Source organism: Phocaeicola plebeius DSM 17135 (assembly GCF_000187895.1).
Lineage (GTDB): Bacteria > Bacteroidota > Bacteroidia > Bacteroidales > Bacteroidaceae > Phocaeicola > Phocaeicola plebeius.
Map to the genome: position 1 here is coordinate 647,144 of NZ_DS990130.1, position 21,011 is coordinate 668,154.

The window sequence follows — 21,011 nt, forward strand, 5'->3', positions numbered from 1 at the left end:
TCAGAGCAATGGTAGCTTAATGCATATTTAGCTTTTCCATGACTTGGCTATGGAAAATTTGGAAGAGTAATTACAGAAATGAAAGGTGATTTTATCAACTTATGAAGTTGTTTTGACCATTTTTTGATATTTGAAAACGAAAGAATTGCACTACTTTTGTCATCACTATTATAATTTCATGCTATGAATAGACAATTTTATCGACGAATAAAAATTTTTCTTTGTACATGTGGGATAGCCGGATTCATTGGGGCGGCTGATTTTCCTGTGAAAGTAACAATCAACCCTTCAACGGGAGCTGTGGAGCAACTGACTTTATCGGGGGATGAACGGCAGATGGAATGGCTCGTGAAGACTGATGGCACCCAGTATCCGTGGGTAAAAGAAAATCTGGCTTGGGGATTGGGATATTTTACGCTTACCAAAGGCCATGAGAGCATAAAAAAGGAATGGCAGAACCCCATAGAGATAAGTTCGGATGGAAGGCAGGTGACTTATCGTGAAGGCGATATTCAGGTACAGGTGGTTCGTACATTTAAGGATGGTGATTTGATGGAAAGATATATTTTCACCAATTACGGAAAAGAACCGGTATCCCTTTACGACATGGGTATTTATACTCCTTTGAATGACAATTATCCCGGAGCACAGGAGTGTATCAATGGGCGTACCAACGTGCAGGTGTGGGATGGAGAAAATGCGGCTTATGTCAATGCTCTTCGTATGGGCGGTACGGCTCCTCATCTGGGAATGGTGGTTACGGAAGGTGCCGTGAAGAGCTATGAGGTTTGGGAGCGTGGCGACCGGAAGGGTAACTCACACTATCGGGGAATTTTGGCCTTGAATTTGCCCGATTGTTATCTGAAACCAGGTAAAAGTTATGCAGTAGCGTGGACGATTTTTTCGCATAATGGAAATGAAGACTTTAAGCGGAAGCTGCTTGAAAAGGGTAGTTTGCTGGTGGCATGCGACAAATATGTGTATCAAAGGGGAGAGACGGCTCGAATGTATGTACAGAGTGGTTCCCCGCTGGAAAACTATGCAGCGAGGATGAACGGAGTTTCTGTGCCTGTGGTGGAAAAAGACGGGACGTATCTGGTAGAAGTGCCGTTGCTTCAGGCTGGTGAGGTACGTCTGGATTTTTTCTATAATGGAGGAAAGCATACACATGCTGACCTGCTGGTAATCAATGGGGAGAGAGACTTGTTGGCAAAACGGGTGGAGTTTATTCGTACGCACCAGCAGATGAACAATCCGTCCGACCCGCGGTTCGGTGCTTACATGGTGTACGATAATGAAGGCGATAGTATTTACCTGAATGATACCCCCAATTGTAACCCGGTGGATCGTGACGAAGGGGCAGAACGTGTGGGTATGGGAGTACTGCTGGCCAAGCAATATCGCCTGACAAAGGATGAGGTGCTGAAGGAATCGTTATTGAAATATGCCCGGTTTTTGCGTGAAAAATTGCAGACGAAAGATTTTGTGACGTATTCTAGTGTGGACCAGAAGAACCGTAACCGGGGATATAATTACATGTGGGTGGCTGAGTTTTATTTTCAGATGTATCAGGCAACAGGTGAGAAGCAGTTTGCCACTTACGGGTATGAAACCTTGCAGGCCATGTACCGTCAGTTTGGTTATGGCTTTTATGCTATTGGTATTCCGGTGATCATCGGTCTGGAATCATTGGAGAAGGCGGGTATGCAAAAGGAATACAGAAAGCTTTTGAAAGATTTTGAGAAAACGGGCGAAGTGTTTATCCGGAACGGATTGAACTATCCCAAGTCGGAAGTTAACTATGAGCAGAGTATTGTGGCACCTGCCGTTCATTTTCTGGCACAGCTTTATCTGGTGACAAAGGAACAGAAATATCTGGATGAGGTAAAACGTCAGATGCCTGTGGTGGAGGCCTTCAATGGTTTTCAGCCAAGCTTTCATTTGAACGAAATTGCGATACGCCATTGGGATGGATATTGGTTTGGAAAACGAGAGATGTTTGGTGATACATTCCCGCATTATTGGAGTACGATTACGGGAGCGGTTTACTATTATTATGCACTTTGCACGGGCGACAAGTCTTACCAGGTACGTGCAGAAAATATCGTGCGTAACAATCTGTGTCTCTTTTTTGAGGATGGCAAAGCATCATGCGCCTATTTGTATCCGTACAAGATAGATGGAGTTAAAGGCCAGTTTTACGATCCTTATGCCAATGATCAGGACTGGGCGTTGGTATATTATCTGTTGATAAATAATGGTATTTAGGACCGTTCTTTGGAGGAAAATATATGCCAGCGGACTTTCAGGTTTCTCTGATAGTCCGCTGGCATGTTTTATGATTGGATGGGATGCATTCCGTAGAGGATAACTTAGTCCAGTTCTCTTTGACGGCAGAAGCATCCGCCGAATTTCTCGTCCACGTGTTCTACCGGCTGGCGGAAGATACCGTAAACCGATGAGCCGGAACCGCTCATGCTGGCATACACCGCGCCCAGGTCATACAACTCGTCTTTGATGGCTGCAATTTCCGGGTATTTCTGGAACACGCTGTCTTCAAAATCATTCTTCATGCTATCCTTCCACGTCTCTACCGGCTGGCAGATAATATCCTTCAACGAAACTTCCGGCCGACGGGGAGTGATGTGTGCGAAAGCATCGCGCGTGGAGACGAAGATGTCCGGCTTCACCAGCACCAGGTAATAACCCGAAAGTGAAAGACGGACAGGCTCGAATATGTTACCGATACCTGTGGCAAATACCGGCTGGTTGCGGATGAAGAAAGCACAATCGGCTCCCAGGCGGGCGGCGTAGTCTTCCATCTCCTCCAGACTCAGTGCCAGACGGAATTTCTCGTTCAGCAGCTTAATCATGAATGCGCAATCGGACGAACCGCCTCCCAGTCCGGCACCCGTGGGGATGTGCTTGAACAGGTGGATGTCAACGGGCGGTATGTCATGATCCTTTTTCAGCAATTCGTAGGCTCTGACCACCAGGTTGTCTTCCGGCTTTCCTTCGATGGCCGTACCCTTTACGTGAAGTGTATAAGGAGCATCATTTTTTTCTCTTCGTGTCACTTCCAGTGCATCTTGCAGGTGGATGGGGTAGAAAATGGTTTCCAGGTTGTGGTAACCGTCGGGACGTTTTTCAATAATATTCAGGCCAAGGTTTATTTTGGCATTGGGAAATGTAATCATAGTGTCGTTTGTTTTTCGTTGCTCAAATATAGCAGAAAGTTTCGAGAAAATCGGGATTCACGGAAAAAATCGTATCTTTGCCCCACTTAAACAAAAACAAAATGGCAGAACCGAGAAGAAATACACGTGTGGCAAAGACGGCTAAGACCAAGCCGATGGATGAGTACGGCCATCTCCAGCCTCAGGCTCCCGAACTGGAAGAAGCCGTGCTGGGTGCGCTGATGATTGAGAAGGATGCGTATTCGCTGGTGAGCGAGATTCTTCGCCCGGAGTCGTTCTACGAGCACCGGCACCAGCTGATTTATGCGGCCATTACTGACTTGGCTATTCAACAGAAACCGATTGATATCTTGACCGTGGCCGAGCAGTTGCGTTCGCGCGGCAACCTGGAAGAGGCGGGCGGACCGTTCTATATCACTCAGCTGAGTGGTAAGGTGGCTTCGTCGGCTCACATTGAATATCATGCCCGTATCATTGCCCAGAAGTTTCTGGCACGTGAGTTGATTTCTTTTACGAGCAGCATACAAACCAAGGCGTTTGATGAGACGCAGGACGTGGACGACCTGATGCAGGAGGCCGAAGGAAAGCTCTTCGAAATCTCCCAGCAGAATATGAAAAAGGACTACACGCAGATTAATCCGGTCATTCAGGAGGCTTATGAAATGCTTCAGAAAGCGGCGGCACGTACCGATGGTTTGAGCGGACTTTCGAGCGGCTTTCATCAGCTGGACAAGATGACATCCGGCTGGCAGAACTCCGACTTGATTATCATCGCAGCCCGTCCGGCCATGGGTAAGACGGCCTTCGTGCTTTCCATGGCCAAGAACATGGCGGTGAACAGCAAAGTGCCCGTAGCCTTGTTTTCGCTTGAAATGAGCAACGTGCAGCTGGTAAACCGTCTGATTGTGAACGTCTGCGAAATTCCGGGCGAGAAAATCAAGAGCGGTCAGCTGGCACCTTACGAGTGGGGACAGCTCGACTACAAGATAAAGGAACTCTACGACGCACCGCTTTACGTGGACGATACGCCTTCCTTGTCCGTGTTCGAATTGCGAACCAAGGCACGCCGTCTGGTACGTGAGCATGGGGTGAAAATCATCATCATCGACTACCTTCAGCTGATGAATGCCAGCGGTATGTCTTTCGGAAGCCGTCAGGAAGAGGTCAGCACCATTTCGCGTTCGTTGAAGGGACTGGCCAAGGAGCTGAACATCCCGATTATCGCGCTGAGCCAGTTGAACCGTGGAGTGGAGAACCGTGAAGGTATCGACGGAAAACGTCCGCAATTGAGCGACCTTCGTGAATCGGGAGCCATCGAGCAGGATGCCGATATGGTGTGCTTTATCCACCGTCCGGAATACTACAAAATTTATACCGACGAGAAAGGAAACGACCTGCACGGCATGGCCGAAATCATTATCGCCAAGCATCGTAACGGTGCCGTGGGTGATGTGCTGCTCCGTTTCCGTGGCGAATATGCTCGTTTCCAGAATCCCGACGACGACATGATTGTGCCGATGCCGGGTGAAGAAAAGAAGGCTCCGGTGCTCCGTTCGAAGATGAACAACGGCGGCGGACAGGACTTTGTACCACCTCCACCCGCAGAGATGCCCCCTATGCCCGACAATCCGTTTGGTGCGCCTGTGCCCGATGTGCCGTTCTGATGGTTTTTGGCTAAAAATATTTTTTGTCTTACCTCTTATATCCCAAATATGTATTAACTTTGCACATCATTGTTTGGGAAATTATAAAATACTATTACGATATGAATATTTCTTATAACTGGCTGAAAGAATACGTCGACTTCGACCTTACTCCGGACGAAGTGGCAGCCGCACTGACTTCCATCGGTCTGGAGACTGGGGGAGTGGAAGAAGTTCAAACTATCAAGGGAGGATTGGAAGGCCTGGTAGTAGGCGAAGTGCTGACCTGCGAGCCGCATCCCAATTCTGACCACATGCATATTACGACCGTTAACCTGGGACAGGGAGAACCTGTGCAGATTGTCTGTGGTGCAGCTAATGTAGCTGCCGGACAGAAGGTCATCGTAGCTACGCTGGGCACAAAATTGTATGATGGCGATGAATGCTTCACCATCAAGAAGTCAAAGCTCCGTGGCGTAGAATCAAACGGTATGATTTGTGCCGAAGATGAAATCGGCGTGGGCACAAGCCACGAAGGTATCATCGTGTTGCCTGCCGACGTAGTTCCGGGTACACTGGCCAAAGATTACTATAACGTGAAGAGCGAATACGTGCTTGAAGTGGACATTACTCCGAACCGTGCAGATGCCTGCTCGCACTACGGTGTGGCACGCGACCTTTACGCATGGCTCATTCAAAACGGTCATAAAGCTACGCTGAAGCGTCCTTCGGTAGATGCTTTCAAGGTAGACAATCATGACATGAACATCGATATTGTGGTGGAAAATACCGAAGCCTGCCCGCGTTATGCCGGAGTGGCCATCAAGGGAGTAACGGTGAAGGAAAGTCCTGAATGGTTGCAGAACAAGCTTCGCCTTATCGGTGTGCGTCCTATCAATAACATCGTCGATATTACCAACTACATTCTGCACGCTTATGGCCAGCCGATGCACTGCTTTGATGCCGACAAGATTAAGGGCGGCAAGATTGTGGTGAAGACTTGTGCCGAGGGAACTCCGTTTGTTACACTGGACGAAGTGGAACGCAAATTGTCCGACAAGGACCTGATGATTTGCAACGCGGAAGAACCGATGTGTATTGCGGGTGTATTCGGAGGTTTGGATTCTGGTACTACCGAAACCACTACTGACGTGTTCCTGGAAAGCGCTTACTTCCATCCTACATGGGTGCGTAAAACTGCCCGCCGTCACGGATTGAGCACCGACTCTTCTTTCCGTTTCGAACGTGGTATCGACCCGAACATTACTATCTATGCCTTGAAGGAAGCCGCTTTGCTGGTGAAAGAACTGGCCGGAGGTGAAATTGCTTCTGATATCAAGGACAACTATCCGAATCCTATTGCTGATTTTGCGGTAGAACTCTCATATAATTATGTAAACTCGCTGATTGGAAAGGAAATTCCAGCAGAAACGGTGAAGAGTATCGTAACCAGCCTGGAGATGAAAATTGTGGAAGAAACGGCCGAAGGTCTTTCTTTGCAGGTTCCTCCTTACCGTGTAGACGTGCAGCGTCCGTGCGACGTGGTAGAAGATATCCTTCGTATCTACGGATATAACAACGTGGAAATCCCCACAACCCTGAAATCAAGCCTGAGCGTGAAGGGAGAAGTGGACAAATCGGTGAAACTCCAGAACTTGGTGGGCGAACAGCTGGTGGGTTGCGGATTTAATGAAATCCTGAACAACTCTTTGACCGCGGCCGCTTATTACGATGGATTGGAAACTTACAAACCGGAAAATCTGGTGCGCCTGATGAACCCGTTGAGCAACGACCTGAACGTGATGCGTGCTACCTTGCTCTTTGGTGGTCTGGAAAGCATCCAGCACAATGCCAACCGCAAGAATGCCGACCTGAAGTTCTTTGAGTTCGGTAACTGCTATCACTTCCATGCGGAGAAGAAGAATCCGGAAAAAGTGCTGTCAGGCTATTCAGAAGAGTTGCACATGGGCTTGTGGATTACCGGAAAGCGTGTAAGCAACTCATGGGCTCATGCTGATGAAAACGCATCGGTTTACGAACTGAAGGCTTATGTGCTGAACATATTCCGTCGTCTGGGTGTGAATTTTGGCTCACTGGTGTTCGGTAACCTTTCAGATGACATCTACTCGGTAGCGATCTCTGTACACACCCGTGGTGGTAAATTGCTGGCTACCTTCGGTGTAGTTTGCAAGAAGATTCAGAAAGCGTTCGACATCGACAATGAAGTGTATTATGCCGATCTGAACTGGAAAGAACTGATGAAGGCCATCAAGGGCAATACGGTAAGCTACAAGGAAATCTCCAAGTTCCCGGCTGTAAAACGTGACCTGGCATTGTTGATTGACAAGAAGGTGCAATTTGCTGAAATCGAAAAGATTGCTTACGAAACCGATAAGAAATTGCTCAAGTCTGTAGAATTGTTTGACGTGTACGAAGGAAAGAACCTGGAAGCTGGCAAGAAGAGCTATGCTGTAAGCTTTATGCTTCAGGATGAAAACGCTACACTGAATGACAAGCAGATTGACAAGTTCATGCAGAAGTTGATTGGTAACTTGCAGAACAAGCTGGGAGCAGTGCTTCGATAACTGTAAAGAATGATGCGTTACAATATTAAACCAGATTATCACATAAAAGCCAAAAGGGGATACCTGGCGGCTTTTTACATCGAATTGTTTCTGGCTCTGCAGGCTGGAATGGTGCTCTGGCATTTTTCTTCGAATGAAACGTGGAGAAATGTGTTGGCTATCACGGGTGGGGCAATATGCTTGTGCCTTGCTGGTTTGGCGTACTGGAAATATTGTAAGCTGGTACAGAATAGTGAAAAAGAAACTCATTAAAAATAAATTTAAAATATCATCCAATGGGAAGAGCATTTGAATATAGAAAAGCTACGAAGCTGAAAAGATGGGGTCACATGGCAAAGACCTTTACACGTCTGGGTAAACAAATTGCAATTGCGGTAAAGGCCGGTGGCCCGGAACCGGAAAACAACCCGACTCTGCGTTCGGTAATCGCTACTTGTAAGCGTGAAAACATGCCGAAGGATAACATCGAACGTGCTATCAAGAATGCAATGGGTAAAGACCAGAGCGATTACAAAGGTATGACTTACGAAGGATACGGTCCTCACGGAATCGCTGTATTCGTAGATACACTGACTGATAATACCACTCGTACCGTAGCTGATGTTCGTTCTGTATTCAACAAGTTTGGCGGTAACTTAGGTACTACAGGTTCACTGGCCTTCTTGTTCGATCACAAGTGTGTGTTCACTTTCAAGAAGAAAGAAGGTATCGATATGGAAGAACTGATTCTGGACTTGATTGACTACAACGTAGAAGACGAATTCGATGAAGATCCGGAAGAAGGAACTATCACTATCTACGGTGATCCGAAGAGCTATGCGGCTATTCAGAAGCATTTGGAAGAATGTGGTTTTGAAGATGTCGGTGGTGATTTCACTTACATCCCGAACGACCTGAAAGATGTGACTCCGGAACAGCGTGAAACTATCGATAAGATGGTAGAACGTCTGGAAGAGTTTGACGACGTACAGACCGTATATACTAACATGAAACCGGAAGAAGACGCTGAATAAGCTTTTCTTGAAAGATAATGACGGAACGGAGTATCCGGCCGGAATAATCCGGCAAGTGGTGCTCCGTTCTCTTTTTATGTTAACTCGACTAGCATATTGATGACAATGAAATATACTTATCGTACGATGGGAACATGCAGTTCTCAGATTGATTTTGAGGTAGAGGATGGCATACTGAAGGGTGTGCATTTTACCGGTGGTTGCAATGGAAACTTGAAAGGGATTTCAGTCCTGGTGGAAGGTATGAAAATAGATGAAGTGATTGCTCGTCTGGAAGGTATCCGTTGTGGCGGGAAGCCGACTTCTTGTCCCGACCAGCTCTGCAAGGCTTTGCGGGAAATCTAAGTGACTAAGTGAGGGATATTGAAGCAAAGAGCACTCCTGAGAGATGAATGTTATGTCTCGGGAGTGCTTTTTTTATGTGAATGTTTGATATTAAAGCTGCTCAGAAAGAGTGGAAAGCAGGAATACCAATAGCGCAGCCGCAATGGCTAGTGAAATGAAGGTAAAGACAGCCAGGAAAACGGTTGTCTTGATAAATGTACGTATCCATCCTCGGCGGTATACTGTATGCAGGGAAATGTAGGTGTACACAAACATGCCTGCTACGAAGATAAGGAGAGTATACATTGGCATGTTTCCCTTAAATGATTCCATAAAAGTGTCACTTGTCAGCACGGGTACCAGTGGAATAGGAATCAGTATCAGAAACACGGTGTTCAGGTGGATGGCATGTACGAAATGCCACATGTAAGGAAATTTGGATTTCCGGAACATTCCTTGCAGAAGCCAGGCAAACAGAGGCAGAAGGAACATCATGTAGAGCGGAGTCCATTTGGACAAATCTCCAAAAAACTGGTTGAGAAAGGATTCCTGACGAAGTTGCTGTGCTTCATCGTTATGGTCTTCTCTCCATTCGTATACGGGAGTAAGAGCGGTACCGGTGGAGTCTACCAGGAAATGGCGCGCGGCTTGCAGGGATTCAGAGGTAATCTCTTCTTCCTCAATCAGATTATTCAAGTATTCACCTTTTACTTTTTTCAGATTCAGAATGGTATTCAGGTCTTTTTGCCGGAGAGTTGTTTCATGCAGGCAGGAGTCAGCCACGATTCGGGGCATTCGCATGTAGGAGAGAGAGAACCGGTCGTCCAGGCGTTGCACTTTGAACAGCTCCTCGGCCTTTTCTACTCCTCTTTCTTGAAAGGCCTTCACTAACTCAGGGCCTTGGTATACATACACACATGTATCGGGCAGGGTAGCGGATGATTTGAGCTGTGCTACAATTCCGTCGTTGATGTTTAGTGAGCTTACAGCTTGCAATGCCTGATTGGCTTTGTCGGAGGCTATCATGAAGAAAAGGGTAAAGAAAACGACGGAGATGCACATATAGAGCCGGAAAGGATGTACGTAGGAATTGATTTTTCCGGCATTGAATTCGTTGGTCAGGAATCCGGGGCGGGTGAACATCAGCCACAAAGTTTGCCAGATTTTGCTGTCAAACTGGTAGACATTTTCAATGTATTGTCTGAGGTATTTCCAGAAAGGCTGGTAGATGTCAAGGGCATATTGTCCGCAACAATGGCAATACATTCCCTCTAGCTTGGTACCGCAATTCTTGCAATAGGTGTACCCGGGTACAGTCTTTTTACGTATTCTCCGAAGACGTTTCAACTCGATGAGGCGCATCACCCGGCGTTTTCGTTCTTTCAGTCTTTGTCGCATCCGGGCGAGAAGAGTTTTGTGGGTTTCTTCTTTGTGTGTGGTATTTCCCATGTCAGTATAAATGTAATATAAATGATATTTTGACACAAAAGTACGTTCGTAAAATGAATTTAGCAAGTTTTTATATAAGGAATTGAATACGCAGGTATTGGGATTTAGAGACATAAAAAAAGTGATATTGTTTCTTTTGTTGTAGAAACAATATCACTTGATGAATGAACAAACATGGGATGTTTATCCACAAAAGCTTATCCAATCTTGCTTATCTTCTTTAATTTCTCTTCGTCAAAGAGCTTTATTTTTCGTCCGTCGATGATAATCAGTTTTTCGGCGGCAAAATTTGATAAAGTTCGGATGGCATTGGAAGTGGTCATGTTAGAAAGATTGGCCAAATCCTCTCTGGAGAGATAGATGCTTAGTGTGCACTGGTCTTCTTCCATGCCGTAAGTATCTTTCAGGAAGAGCAATGATTCGGCTAGACGTCCCCGAATGTGTTTTTGGGTCAGGTTGACAGTTCTTTCATCTGAGATTCCCAAGTCTTTCGACAATTGTTTGATGAAAAACATAGCAAGCTCCGTATTTTCCATAATCAACTGTACGATGATAGGCATAGGAATCAGACACATGGTACATGGTTCAAAGGCAGCTGCTGCGGTCACAAAGTTCTCTTCCGCAAAATAGGCACGATAGGCAAAATATTCTTTGTCCTTTACAACTCGGATAATTTGGCTGCGTCCTCCTACGCCATCCTTGTAGATTTTTACTTTTCCGTTCAGCAAACACATTAAATTCTCTGGTGTTTCACCTTCGCAATAAATCGTTTCGTTCTTTTTGTATTTCTGAATCGTAAAGTTTTGTGCCAGCAGTTCGCGTTGTTGCTGTGTTAATGGTTGCCATAAATCTGGTATACTTTCGGCAATCTCAGCTTCTGTTAATTCCTTTTTTACCATAAAATGTTCCAAAACCATGTTATTAAGCACAAAGGTACGAAGAAAAATTGAAAATATTCTTTTTTTTCTTCATAAAAATGGCTTCAGATAAGTGGTTTGTTATATATTTGCCATGAATATGCGAAAATTGAAAGGCTTATATGTAGCTTTGTGGGGCTTGCTGATGGTGTGTCTGCTCAGCGGCTTTCCGCGACAAGGAATAGCTCGCGACAATGCTCCAGCTCTTCCGAAAAAGCCTGTCGTTGCCGATTCTATTATGGAGCATATGTTTCATTCTGCTTCCATTTATTCGCATGAAGTGAAGGGATACAAGGGCGATTTGTATCTGAAAGGTCATTTGAAAGTACACAAGCAAAACCGGATTATCAAGTATGTACCTTCCATGTTTCGCCTGGAGAAGGGAATTAATGATTATTTTCATGAGTCTATCAGTGAACTGCAATATACGGCTCCTGCCATTTATGACCGAAAGGTCAGGGCAATATCTACGACTTTCCCCAGCACCAGAGGGCAGATATTCGACATTATGGACTACATGAAGTTCAATATTTATGCTCCTTCGCTGATGGGCAACAGGATACTTTCACCGTTGAACAGAAAGGCCCAGGTGCATTATCATTATTTGCTTGAAAGGGTAGAACACCGGCTGGGGGGAGAATTGTATTGCATTCGTGTTGTACCTCGTTATCGGAGCACGCAGTTGGTGGAAGGTTTTCTGTGGCTTTCATCAGCCGACTGGACTATCCGAAGAATGAATCTCAAGGGACGTTATGACCTGGTAAGGTTCCAACTGAGCATGCAAATGGGAGAGGAGGACGATACGAAATATCTTCCGGTACTGCTGAATCTTGACTTGAACTTCAAGTTTCTGAAGAATCATCTGGAGATGAAGTACACGGGGTGGATGAAGTATTCATCGGTCGTTTATCGTAAGCCGGGGGAGGAATGGATTGTCAAGAAAACGAACGACCATAATCTGTCGAATTCTTATACCTTGTCGTGTGATACTAGCCGGCTTGTGGTGGAGCGTGACTCGTTCAACCGCATCCGTCCGATTCCTTTGTCTGCTTATGAGGATTCGCTTTACCGTTCGGCAGATGAGCGGCGATTGAAACGGGAAGCCGATACGATAAAGGCAGAGCCTACGAAACTGAAGAAGAACATGGTATTCTTAGGCCAGTTAGGGGATGCCTTGATTAGCAGTTATGATATTGACATCTCTAAAGTGGGAAGCATTAACTGCTCTCCGATTATCAATCCCTTATTAGTGAGTTATAGCCACCGGAACGGAATATCCTATCGGCAGGTGTTTAAGTACAACAAGCTTTTCCATGACGGGCGCCTGTTGCGTATTGTTCCTCAGATTGGTTATAATTTTACAAAGAAAGAGTTTTATGCCAAGGCAGATGTGGAATATATTTACAACCCTCGAAAGCTGGGGTCCATTGAGATACATGGAGGAAATGGTAACCGTATTTACAGTAGTGTTGTGCTTGATCAGCTGGAGCAGATTCCGGACAGTGCCTTTACGTTCGATGGACTGGAACTGGATTACTTTAAGGATGTATATGTGGATGTATCGCATAATATAGAGCTGTGTAACGGCTTAAAGCTGGGCACAGGTTTGGCCATGCATTGGCGATATACAAAAAGTTCACCGGAGGTAGAAGCGCGTGTACGTTCCAATTATAATAGTTTTGCTCCTCGTATTCGTTTGGAATGGACACCGGGTATGTATTACTATATGAACGGTAACCGAAAGATAAATGTCGGCTCTTTCTTTCCTACCTTTATGCTGGATTATGAACGGGGTATCAAAGTCTTAAAGAACTCCGGTACCTACGAACGAATTGAAGGCTCTGTAGAGCAGGTCATTCGTTTGAAAAATGTGCGTTCACTGGCTTATCATGTGGGGGCTGGAATGTTTACTAACCAGTCGGATATGTACTTTGTGGATTATGCGCATTTTGCCAACTTGAATCTTCCTCAGGGATGGAATGACGATATTGGAGGTACGTTTCAGATGCTGGACGGTCGCTGGTATAATGCTTCTAGCCATTATATACGAGGAAATCTGACTTTTGAGGCGCCTTTCATACTCTTATATCCGGTCACTCGTCTGTTGTCGTTCGTACAGAAGGAACGTATTTATACGGGTATCCTTTTTATGCCTCATCTGAATCCTTACCTGGAATTCGGTTACGGGTTTGCTACCCACCTGTTTGATGTGGGGGTCTTTATCGGAAATGAAAAAGGTAAATTTACCTCCGTGGGATGTAAATTTACCTTCGAATTATTCAACAAATAAAATAGTTGCTTATACTAACTCGTCCGAAGTGTATCCTTGTGGAAGCGGACGGCAGTTGTATCCTGAAGCCATGATTTCGCCATAAGCTCCGGCAGAACGCAGGGCAATCAGGTCGCCACGGTGTACTTTGTTCAGGTCAATAGCCTTGCCGAATACATCGGATGATTCACAAATCGGACCTACCACATCGTATGTTTCTACAGGTTCTTCCGAGGTCAGGTTCTCAATCTTATGATAGGCTTGATACAGAGCCGGACGAATCAGGTCGGTCATACCTCCGTCTACGATGGCAAATTGCTTGTTGGTTCCTTGTTTTACGTAAGTTACCTTGGTGATTAGGCTTCCGCATTGTCCAACTACGGCACGTCCCAATTCAAAATGAAGTGTTTGTTGCGGACGCAGACGCAGGTGCTTGTGGTAAGTAGCAAAATATTCTGCAAAGTCAGGAATTGGCTGGCGGTTGGGGTGTGCATAATCAATACCCAAGCCACCTCCTACATTGATATGCTCTACAATAATCTGACGTGCAAAGAGCTTCTCCTGTAACTCATTTACACGATTGCAGAGCGCCACAAAGTCGCCCATATCTAGAATTTGTGAGCCGATGTGGAAATGTAATCCTACAAACTTCACGTTTTTCATCTCCAGTGCCAGGTCAATTACGCGGTCCATGTCCTGTATGCTGATACCGAATTTATTTTCTGCCAGCCCGGTGGTGATGTTGGCATGTGTATGAGCACCTACATCCGGATTGATACGGAAAGCTACGCGGGCAATCTTGTTCTTTGCTGCAGCCAGTTCGTTGATGACCTCCAGTTCTGGAATAGATTCAACGTTAAAACAAAAGATGTCATAATCCAGTCCCAGATTGATTTCCTTGTCTGTTTTTCCTACTCCAGCATATACAATTTTGCTGGCAGGGAAACCGGCTTTGATAGCTGCTTTGATTTCACCTCCGCTCACGCAATCGGCTCCTAGTCCGCTCTCACGGATAATCCCCAGTACTTTCGGATTGGCGTTTGCCTTTACTGCATAATGTACGCAGAATTTATTGTATTTACCTGCTTCTTCCTTGATTTTGTTCAAAGTCTCACGAAGCAGATTCGTATCATAATAATAAAATGGAGTTTCCAGTTTTCGGAATTGTTCTATTGGAAAATTAGCTTTCATAAAACGGGTTTAGTTGTGATTGTTGTTATATTAGAAGAATAAAAAAGGCGGTGATGCGGTTTTTACTGACCGTATCCTCCGCCTTTAGCTTTTATAAAAGGTTGCTTTTATTTCTGGTTACTGTTGAACAGTACGTTGCTCAAAGATTGCAGAGCCTGCTTCTTGTCTGATTCACGAATCAGGAAAGAAATGTTGTAGTTGCTTCCACCGAATGAAATCATACGTACAGGAATTTCACGCATTGCATCCAGTGCTTTTGCTTCGAAACCAACGTTCTCCCATTCCAAGTCACCTACTACACAGACGATACACATGTCATGGTCTACCGTTACCGTACCGTATTTTTTCAGGTCGTTTACGATTTCATTCAAGTGCTTCGTGTTGTCAATCGACATGGATACACCCACTTCTGAAGTACATACCATATCAATCGGAGTCTGGTAGCTTTCAAAGATTTCAAATACCTTGCGGAGGAAACCGTGAGCCAGCAACATACGGCTTGACTTAATCTTGATGGCCGTGATGTTATCCTTTGCAGCTACTGCCTTGATTTTACCTTTTTCCGTATCGTTAGAAATCAGCGTACCCGGAGCAGTTGGTTCCATGGTGTTCAGCAAACGTACCGGAATGTTGGCATATTTAGCCGGCTGAATACAAGTGGGATGCAGAATCTTCGCACCGAAGTAAGCCAGTTCAGCTGCTTCTTCAAAGTGAAGCTGACGTACCGGAGAAGTCTTGTCTACCACGCGTGGATCGTTGTCGTGCATACCGTCGATGTCAGTCCAAATTTGGATTTCAGACGCATTGATGGCAGCTCCAATCAGAGAAGCTGTGTAGTCACTTCCTCCACGCTGCAGGTTATCGATTTCGCCGTACGCGTTGCGGCAGATAAATCCCTGAGTAATATAGATTTCATAACCCGGGTTAGCTTCCAGTTGTGCCGACAGCTTTTCGCGGATGTAAGTCAGGTCCGGTTCGCTGTTCTTGTCGGTACGCATGTATTCCAATGCCGGAATCAATGTAGCGTTTACTCCCTGTTCGCACAAGTAATTGGTCACCATGTTGGTAGAAATGATTTCTCCCTGAGCCAGAATGACTTTTTCTTCAAATAAAGTAAATATGTCTTTCGTATAAGAACGAATGTAATCGAATACAGATTTTACGAAATCCAGTGTCTTCTGTTTATATTCTTCGGTAGAATACAACTCATCAATGTGCTGTTTATATTTCGCTTCCAGTCTATTGATGATTTCATTTGCACCTTCTGGATTTTTCTTGTACAGATAATCCGAAATTTCAACCAATGTGTTAGTCGTACCTGACATGGCAGACAGGACTACAATTTTCTGTTCGCCGTCAGTGATTAATTTGGCCACATCTTTCATTCTTTGTGCAGAACCCACAGATGTACCTCCAAACTTTAAAACTTTCATTTTACGTTTCGAATTTTAAATGTTCTATAATTAATTAATTTCGGGAGCAAATGTAATAATAAAAACCCTATTTTGAGGTCATTTTGGCAAAAATCCTTTTACTCCTTTGTCTTTTTTATGAATTTGTCGTTTCCGTAAGCCGGTGATGTTCGCATTTGTACACTTTTCCGGGATATTCCGAAAGCAAGTTCAGGTTGTGCGTAGTCATCAGAATGGCCGAGCCTTGGCGGCAGATGTCCTGCAATAATTCCACGATGCGGCGTCCGGTATCCACGTCCAGGTTGCCGGTCGGTTCATCGGCCAGGATGATTTCCGGCTTGTTCAGGATGGCCCGGGCGATAACGATACGTTGCTGTTCTCCACCGGAAAGCTCGTTGGGCATTTTATATCCCTTGTTTTCCATACCTACCTGCTGTAAGACTTCTCCGATTCGTCGTTCTATTTCGGTACGGCTTTTCCATCCGGTAGCTTTAAGCACGAATTTCAGGTTCTCGTGCACGGTACGGTCTGTCAATAGCTGAAAGTCCTGAAACACGATGCCGAGTTTCCGGCGCAGGGTAGGGAAGTCCTTCCGTTTCAGGGTGCGCATGGCATTTCCCAGCACCCATGCTTCTCCGTCATCAATCTCCACCTCACCGTAGATGGTTTTCAGGAGAGTAGACTTTCCGCTACCCACCTTCCCGATGAGATAGACAAATTCGCCCTTTCGGAGTTCCAGGTTTACATCCGAAAGAATCTCCTGCCCTTGCAGGCTCACGTTTACGTGCTGGTAAGAAATGAGTGGTTGTTCTTCCATATCTCGTGATTAGTGTTTTTTCCAGGTGGCACTGTGGCGTTCTTTCAATTCACGGGCTAAGTCTTCAATGCGGTAGCCTTTGTACGTAAGCAGTACAATCAAGTGGTAAAGCAGGTCGGCTCCTTCGTAAATCAGGCGTTCGTCGGTTCCGTTGCAGGCTTCGAGGATGGTTTCTACAGCTTCTTCACCTACCTTTTGTGCCATCTTGTTGACTCCCGAATTGAACAGGCTGGTGGTGTACGATTTCTCCGGCATTTCCTGACGGCGACGGTCGATGAAATCCTGCAACTCTTTCAGGAACATGATGTCCTGCTCGTTTTTGTCTCCCCAGCAAGTATCTGTACCCTTGTGGCAGACAGGACCTTCCGGGTGTACCATGATGAGCAGTGTGTCGTTGTCACAGTCGGCCTTTACCGAAACCACGTGCAGAAAGTTTCCGCTTTCTTCTCCTTTGGTCCACAGACGGTTTTTGGTACGGCTGAAGAAAGTCACCTTACCCGTTTCCATGGTTTTCTCGTAGGCTTCCTTGTTCATGAATCCCAGCATCAATACTTTTTGCGTATAGTTATCTTGGATAATGGCCGGAATCAAGCCATTCATTTTTTCAAAATCCAGTTCCATAATCTTACTTTATATAATATAGTTAGTTTAAACAGTTATCTGCGCACGGCGATACCTTCTTTGCAAAGGTAATCTTTTAATTCGGGAATTGGAATTTCACCGAAGTGAAAAACACTGGCAGCCAGGGCGGCGTTAGCTTTTCCTAACGTAAATGCGTCACGGAAATCCTCTTTCTTGCCAGCTCCTCCGGAAGCGATGACCGGAATGGTAAGCCGGTCAGCCAGTTCGGCCAGTGCTTCGTTGGCATATCCTTCCTTTACCCCGTCGTGGTCCATGCTGGTAAACAAGATTTCCCCGGCTCCGCGGCTGTTGGCTTCTTCCGCCCATTCCATAAGGAAACGGTCGGTCTCCAGCCTTCCTCCGTTGAGGTAACATTTCCAGCCTTGCGGGGTTTGTCGGGCATCAATGGCCACCACACATACCTGCGAACCGAAATGGCGGGCGATGTCATCGATGAGCTGCGGGTTCCGGATGGCCGAAGAGTTGATAGACACCTTGTCGGCTCCGGCATTTAGCAGACGTTCCACATCGCTCAGTTCATGAATACCTCCTCCCACGGTGAAAGGAATGTTGATTTCCGCAGAAATGCGTTTCACCAGCTCCGTAAACGTTTTCCGTCCTTCGTGGCTAGCTGTGATATCAAGGTACACCAGCTCATCGGCTCCTTGTTCGCTGTAAGCCTTTCCGAGCTCCACCGGGTCGCCTGCTTGTCGCAGATTGACGAAGTTGGTACCTTTCACCGTTTGTCCGTCTTTGATGTCAAGACAGGGTATAATTCTTTTTGCTAACATAATCAGTTTCTTGAGTTAAGAGTTAAGGAAGAAAAGCTTTCAAGTCCTGCAGGGTGATACGCCCTTCATAGAAAGCCTTGCCGAATACCACTGCCGGAATACCTGCTTCGTTCAGTGCTTCAATGTCCTTCATGCCGCTGATGCCTCCGCTGGCTATCAGATGCAGGTCGGGGTGAGCCTCCATGATTTGCTTGTATAGCTCCAAAGACGGCCCGTTGAGCATTCCGTCGCGAGAGATGTCCGTGCAGAGTACCTTTGCGACACCTTTCTTTATATAGTCATCCAAGAACGGCATCAGCTCCAGACGGCTGCATTCCAGCCATCCGTTGACGGCTATTTTCCCGTCTTTGGCATCCGCTCCTAAAATAATCCGTTCACTGCCATATACCTCCATCCATCGGTTGAACGTATCCGGATCCTTTACGGCGATGCTGCCCAGCGTTACCATCTGCGCTCCGCTTTCGAAGGCAATGTGCAAGTCTTCATCGCTTTTGATGCCTCCGCCAAAGTCAATGACCAACGAAGTCTGTCCGGCCAGTGCTTCCAGTACCTTATAGTTTACCACATGCTTGGAAGCCGCTCCGTCCAGGTCGACCACATGCAGGCGATGGATGCCATGCGCTTCAAACATCTTGGCCACTTCCACCGGATTCTCGTTGTAAACCTTTTTCAATTGATAATCACCTTGAGAAAGTCGCACACACTTCCCGTCGATGATATCGATGGCTGGTATAAGTTCTATCATATTTTATATAATGTTTTGTGATTAGAGATTCAAAAAGTTGCGCAGGATACATTCTCCTACCTTTCCGCTTTTTTCCGGATGAAACTGGGTGGCATAGAAATTATCTTTGTGCAAGGCTGCACTGAAAGGGGTGATGTAGTCGGTTGTAGCCGCTGTAAATTCGTTGACCGGCACATAGAAACTATGCACGAAATATACGAACTCTTCTTCTTTCATACCTTGAAAGAGCGGGCTGCGGAGATGTGACAATGTATTCCATCCCATGTGAGGAACTTTCTCTTCAGGATTGGTCGACTGGAATCGCTTGACTTCCGTATCGAAGATTCCCAGACAGTCCGCATCACCTTCTTCCGAATGGCGGCAGAGCAACTGCATCCCCAGGCAAATACCTAATACTGGTTGTTTAAGTTCTTTGATGAGAAGATCCATGTGGCAAGCTTTCAGGTAATCCATGGTGGTACGTGCTTCGCCCACTCCCGGAAAAATTACCTTGTCGGCACTGAGCAGTGTCTCCTTGTCGTTGGTGATGACAGGTTCCACACCCAGTCGCTTCAGTGCACAATCCACCGAAAAGAGGTTGCCTGCATTGTATTTTATGATTGCAATTTTCATTCAGTGCTGTTTTTTTGTAGAAAAATAGTTTTTGCAAAAGTAACGAATTATAAACAATCTCCTAATAAAAGCGACAAAAAGTTTGTCTGTGATGGTGGTTTTCTGACAAGGTTTTTGTAAGAAGGCTCTGTACGTGGCTTTCTAAAAAATGGAGTGTAAAACTTTTTTGAATATTTTTTCGGAAAGCTATTGCAGATTCAAAAAAAAGCACTACCTTTGCAACGCAATCGAGAGAGATAGCAACGAAAAAACTTAATGGTGCGTTAGTTCAGTTGGTTAGAATACATGCCTGTCACGCATGGGGTCACGGGTTCGAGTCCCGTACGCACCGCATAAACGTCCTTAATTCGATAAGAATTAAGGACGTTTTTTATTTCTATCCCCCTTGAAAAGGACTATTATATTGAACTCATTCAATTGGCTTGGTGGGAAAACATTTATAAAACAGATTACTTCTGTTTGAAAATAAAAAATCCCCATAATTTATGGGGATAGAAAGAGATTCTTTTTTGGAGTATATCGTTTGTTTCCTGCAATGTTATAAGCAATATTCTTATAAAGAAATATATATGAGATTATTGTTTCTGGAAAAATGTGGTCCATAAATCTGGGCGGTCTGTGATAATCCCGTCCACAGGACAAGCTTTCCAGTTGTTGGGTTCCTCCAGTGTCCATATTTTTACTTCTTTACCTTGTGCATGGATTTTCTTTAGTAATGCAGGAGTTATTGCTCGATAATGAAAATTGAAAGAAGAGATATAATGGTATTTTTTAAAGCTGAAATAGGTAAATGTACCGTCAAAAATGACAGGAATCCATTGAAGTTTAAAAATAACCAGCTTCTCTAGTCGCACAGTATGGTCTAATGCGTGCAGTGTTTCCAGTACACTGTCATTGAATGATTGTACTATAATCCATTGGGATGCATGGTGTGCCTTGATAGATTCCAAAAGTTTTTGCTCGATACCTTGATAAAGGTTGTTTGTTCTTTTTATTTCTATTAGGAGACGGCACCTTCCGTTTATCAGTTTGAGAACTTCATCTAAGGTAGGAATCTTTTCATCTGTTTCCTTTCCGTTTTTATCTACAATATGGAACTTACGAATTTCATTTAATGTCATTTCAGCTATTTTCCCTGTTCCGGTAGTAGTACGGTCTATCGTTTGGTCATGACAAACAACCAATTCCCCGTCTTTAGTCAGATGGATGTCAATCTCTATCATGTCAGCTCCGGTTTGAATACCTTTCTCGATACACTGCAGACTGTTTTCCGGTGCCATTCCGGCTCCTCCTCGATGTCCTACGATTAGCATTTTATGATTTTCCGTTGGGAGATTTTCTTTATCAGCAAAAAAATTCATGATATAGGGCATGGCTGTGTAAATTATTAGAAAAAACAGTATTATGGATATAACGTAGATACAT

At 45.3% G+C, this 21,011-nt stretch carries 18 protein-coding genes and 1 tRNA gene; 8 read left to right on the forward strand and 11 right to left on the reverse strand.

Going from position 1 to position 21,011, the window contains the following annotated elements:
• The first annotated feature begins 183 nt into the window (after nucleotides 1-183).
• Nucleotides 184-2,268, forward strand: coding sequence for a DUF5695 domain-containing protein (locus BACPLE_RS10840; RefSeq protein WP_007561787.1), 2,085 nt, complete (start codon nucleotides 184-186; stop codon nucleotides 2,266-2,268).
• A gap of 104 nt (nucleotides 2,269-2,372) precedes the next feature.
• Here the strand turns inward: BACPLE_RS10840 and ispE are convergent, their stop codons facing one another.
• Entirely contained in the window at nucleotides 2,373-3,197 is an 825-nt protein-coding gene (ispE, locus tag BACPLE_RS10845; protein ID WP_007561789.1) for a 4-(cytidine 5'-diphospho)-2-C-methyl-D-erythritol kinase, read from the reverse strand.
• A gap of 101 nt (nucleotides 3,198-3,298) precedes the next feature.
• Here ispE and dnaB point away from each other — a divergent pair, with 101 nt between their 5' ends.
• From dnaB to BACPLE_RS10870, 5 genes are all read left to right on the forward strand, one after another.
• Nucleotides 3,299-4,861 (forward strand): replicative DNA helicase, encoded by a 1,563-nt coding sequence (gene dnaB / locus BACPLE_RS10850; protein WP_007561791.1) that lies wholly within the window; start codon nucleotides 3,299-3,301, stop codon nucleotides 4,859-4,861.
• Between the two features lie 101 nt (nucleotides 4,862-4,962).
• A complete protein-coding gene (gene pheT, locus BACPLE_RS10855; protein WP_007561792.1) occupies nucleotides 4,963-7,425 on the forward strand; it encodes a phenylalanine--tRNA ligase subunit beta in 2,463 nt (820 codons plus the stop codon).
• 9 nt (nucleotides 7,426-7,434) lie between these two features.
• Nucleotides 7,435-7,677, forward strand: a complete 243-nt coding sequence (locus tag BACPLE_RS10860; RefSeq protein ID WP_007561793.1) for a hypothetical protein — start codon at nucleotides 7,435-7,437, stop codon at nucleotides 7,675-7,677.
• A 23-nt stretch (nucleotides 7,678-7,700) separates the two neighbouring features.
• Entirely contained in the window at nucleotides 7,701-8,438 is a 738-nt protein-coding gene (locus tag BACPLE_RS10865; protein ID WP_007561794.1) for a YebC/PmpR family DNA-binding transcriptional regulator, read from the forward strand.
• A 105-nt stretch (nucleotides 8,439-8,543) separates the two neighbouring features.
• Nucleotides 8,544-8,783, forward strand: coding sequence for a TIGR03905 family TSCPD domain-containing protein (locus BACPLE_RS10870; protein WP_040312996.1), 240 nt, complete (start codon nucleotides 8,544-8,546; stop codon nucleotides 8,781-8,783).
• 90 nt (nucleotides 8,784-8,873) lie between these two features.
• Here BACPLE_RS10870 and BACPLE_RS10875 read toward each other — a convergent pair whose 3' ends face one another.
• Entirely contained in the window at nucleotides 8,874-10,211 is a 1,338-nt protein-coding gene (locus BACPLE_RS10875; protein WP_007561796.1) for a DUF3667 domain-containing protein, read from the reverse strand.
• A gap of 197 nt (nucleotides 10,212-10,408) precedes the next feature.
• Nucleotides 10,409-11,110 carry a Crp/Fnr family transcriptional regulator gene (locus tag BACPLE_RS10880; protein WP_040312998.1) on the reverse strand — a complete coding sequence of 234 codons (702 nt, stop codon included), beginning with the start codon at nucleotides 11,108-11,110 and terminating at the stop codon, nucleotides 10,409-10,411.
• A gap of 112 nt (nucleotides 11,111-11,222) precedes the next feature.
• Here BACPLE_RS10880 and BACPLE_RS10885 point away from each other — a divergent pair, with 112 nt between their 5' ends.
• Nucleotides 11,223-13,418 (forward strand): DUF5686 family protein, encoded by a 2,196-nt coding sequence (locus BACPLE_RS10885; protein ID WP_007561798.1) that lies wholly within the window; start codon nucleotides 11,223-11,225, stop codon nucleotides 13,416-13,418.
• A 9-nt stretch (nucleotides 13,419-13,427) separates the two neighbouring features.
• On the opposite strand, the gene lysA is transcribed toward BACPLE_RS10885, so the two are convergent.
• From lysA to hisH, 7 genes are all read right to left on the reverse strand, one after another.
• Nucleotides 13,428-14,588, reverse strand: coding sequence for a diaminopimelate decarboxylase (gene lysA, locus BACPLE_RS10890; protein ID WP_007561799.1), 1,161 nt, complete (start codon nucleotides 14,586-14,588; stop codon nucleotides 13,428-13,430).
• Nucleotides 14,589-14,695: 107 nt separating this feature from the next.
• A complete protein-coding gene (locus BACPLE_RS10895) occupies nucleotides 14,696-16,021 on the reverse strand; it encodes an aspartate kinase (protein ID WP_007561801.1) in 1,326 nt (441 codons plus the stop codon).
• Between the two features lie 115 nt (nucleotides 16,022-16,136).
• The gene (locus BACPLE_RS10900) at nucleotides 16,137-16,817 is read right to left on the reverse strand and encodes a cell division ATP-binding protein FtsE (protein WP_007561803.1); all 681 of its coding nucleotides are present in this window, start codon (nucleotides 16,815-16,817) and stop codon (nucleotides 16,137-16,139) included.
• Between the two features lie 9 nt (nucleotides 16,818-16,826).
• Nucleotides 16,827-17,438 carry a bifunctional phosphoribosyl-AMP cyclohydrolase/phosphoribosyl-ATP diphosphatase HisIE gene (hisIE, locus tag BACPLE_RS10905; RefSeq protein ID WP_007561805.1) on the reverse strand — a complete coding sequence of 204 codons (612 nt, stop codon included), beginning with the start codon at nucleotides 17,436-17,438 and terminating at the stop codon, nucleotides 16,827-16,829.
• A 35-nt stretch (nucleotides 17,439-17,473) separates the two neighbouring features.
• Nucleotides 17,474-18,229, reverse strand: a complete 756-nt coding sequence (gene hisF, locus BACPLE_RS10910) for an imidazole glycerol phosphate synthase subunit HisF (protein WP_007561807.1) — start codon at nucleotides 18,227-18,229, stop codon at nucleotides 17,474-17,476.
• Nucleotides 18,230-18,251: 22 nt separating this feature from the next.
• Nucleotides 18,252-18,974 (reverse strand): 1-(5-phosphoribosyl)-5-[(5-phosphoribosylamino)methylideneamino]imidazole-4-carboxamide isomerase, encoded by a 723-nt coding sequence (gene hisA / locus BACPLE_RS10915; RefSeq protein WP_007561809.1) that lies wholly within the window; start codon nucleotides 18,972-18,974, stop codon nucleotides 18,252-18,254.
• A gap of 21 nt (nucleotides 18,975-18,995) precedes the next feature.
• Nucleotides 18,996-19,586, reverse strand: a complete 591-nt coding sequence (hisH, locus tag BACPLE_RS10920) for an imidazole glycerol phosphate synthase subunit HisH (RefSeq protein WP_007561811.1) — start codon at nucleotides 19,584-19,586, stop codon at nucleotides 18,996-18,998.
• Nucleotides 19,587-19,843: 257 nt separating this feature from the next.
• Here hisH and BACPLE_RS10925 point away from each other — a divergent pair.
• A tRNA-Asp gene (locus BACPLE_RS10925) sits at nucleotides 19,844-19,917 on the forward strand.
• A 244-nt stretch (nucleotides 19,918-20,161) separates the two neighbouring features.
• Here the strand turns inward: BACPLE_RS10925 and BACPLE_RS10930 are convergent.
• Nucleotides 20,162-20,947: a glycerophosphodiester phosphodiesterase gene (locus BACPLE_RS10930; RefSeq protein WP_157131891.1), complete on the reverse strand. Its 786-nt coding sequence runs from the start codon at nucleotides 20,945-20,947 to the stop codon at nucleotides 20,162-20,164.
• Nucleotides 20,948-21,011 lie beyond the last annotated feature (64 nt).

Excerpts from the sequence above, each read along its gene's own strand:
- BACPLE_RS10895 (WP_007561801.1), bottom strand. The coding sequence starts at position 16,021 with ATGAAAGTTTTAAAGTTTGGAGGTACATCTGTGGGTTCTGCACAAAGA.
- hisIE (WP_007561805.1), bottom strand. The coding sequence starts at position 17,438 with ATGGAACTGGATTTTGAAAAAATGAATGGCTTGATTCCGGCCATTATC.
- BACPLE_RS10840 (WP_007561787.1), top strand. The coding sequence starts at position 184 with ATGAATAGACAATTTTATCGACGAATAAAAATTTTTCTTTGTACATGT.
- BACPLE_RS10885 (WP_007561798.1), top strand. The coding sequence starts at position 11,223 with ATGAATATGCGAAAATTGAAAGGCTTATATGTAGCTTTGTGGGGCTTG.
- hisF (WP_007561807.1), bottom strand. The coding sequence starts at position 18,229 with ATGTTAGCAAAAAGAATTATACCCTGTCTTGACATCAAAGACGGACAA.
- dnaB (WP_007561791.1), top strand. The coding sequence starts at position 3,299 with ATGGCAGAACCGAGAAGAAATACACGTGTGGCAAAGACGGCTAAGACC.
- BACPLE_RS10870 (WP_040312996.1), top strand. The coding sequence starts at position 8,544 with ATGAAATATACTTATCGTACGATGGGAACATGCAGTTCTCAGATTGAT.
- hisA (WP_007561809.1), bottom strand. The coding sequence starts at position 18,974 with ATGATAGAACTTATACCAGCCATCGATATCATCGACGGGAAGTGTGTG.
- BACPLE_RS10865 (WP_007561794.1), top strand. The coding sequence starts at position 7,701 with ATGGGAAGAGCATTTGAATATAGAAAAGCTACGAAGCTGAAAAGATGG.
- ispE (WP_007561789.1), bottom strand. The coding sequence starts at position 3,197 with ATGATTACATTTCCCAATGCCAAAATAAACCTTGGCCTGAATATTATT.
- pheT (WP_007561792.1), top strand. The coding sequence starts at position 4,963 with ATGAATATTTCTTATAACTGGCTGAAAGAATACGTCGACTTCGACCTT.
- BACPLE_RS10930 (WP_157131891.1), bottom strand. The coding sequence starts at position 20,947 with ATGAATTTTTTTGCTGATAAAGAAAATCTCCCAACGGAAAATCATAAA.
- hisH (WP_007561811.1), bottom strand. The coding sequence starts at position 19,586 with ATGAAAATTGCAATCATAAAATACAATGCAGGCAACCTCTTTTCGGTG.
- BACPLE_RS10860 (WP_007561793.1), top strand. The coding sequence starts at position 7,435 with ATGATGCGTTACAATATTAAACCAGATTATCACATAAAAGCCAAAAGG.
- BACPLE_RS10900 (WP_007561803.1), bottom strand. The coding sequence starts at position 16,817 with ATGGAAGAACAACCACTCATTTCTTACCAGCACGTAAACGTGAGCCTG.
- BACPLE_RS10880 (WP_040312998.1), bottom strand. The coding sequence starts at position 11,110 with ATGGTAAAAAAGGAATTAACAGAAGCTGAGATTGCCGAAAGTATACCA.
- lysA (WP_007561799.1), bottom strand. The coding sequence starts at position 14,588 with ATGAAAGCTAATTTTCCAATAGAACAATTCCGAAAACTGGAAACTCCA.
- BACPLE_RS10875 (WP_007561796.1), bottom strand. The coding sequence starts at position 10,211 with ATGGGAAATACCACACACAAAGAAGAAACCCACAAAACTCTTCTCGCC.